Raw genomic sequence first — 344 nt, 5'->3', positions numbered from 1 at the left:
GGCGAGTCGACGCTCGCCCTGGCCGGCGGGGTCACCGTGATGACCGAGCCGGACATGTTCCTCTACTTCAGCCACCAGCGCGGCATGGCCGCCGACGGCCGCTGCAAGTCCTTCTCGGCCGACGCGGACGGGACCGGCTGCTCGGAGGGCGTGGGCGTCATCGTCCTGGAGAAGCTCTCGGACGCGCGCCGCAACGGACACGAGGTCCTCGCCGTCATCCGCGGCTCTGCCGTCAACCAGGACGGCGCGTCCAGCTCCATGACCGCCCCCAACGGCCCCTCCCAGCAACGCGTCATCCGCAGCGCCCTCGAGAACGCCGGCCTGACCATCGCCGACGTCGACGC

At 71.8% G+C, this 344-nt stretch carries 1 protein-coding gene; it reads left to right on the top strand.

The genetic code is table 11. The features are described from left to right. A partial coding sequence (locus tag K7B10_RS40415) for a beta-ketoacyl synthase N-terminal-like domain-containing protein (RefSeq protein WP_267502817.1) occupies positions 1 to 344 on the top strand: 344 nt, incomplete at both ends.

The sequence above is a fragment of the Streptomyces flavotricini genome (genome assembly GCF_020639365.1).
GTDB classification, from domain to species: Bacteria; Actinomycetota; Actinomycetes; order Streptomycetales; family Streptomycetaceae; genus Streptomyces; species Streptomyces flavotricini.
The sequence above is the reverse complement of the archived record's forward strand: the minus strand, read 5'-3'. Positions and strand labels throughout refer to the sequence as shown.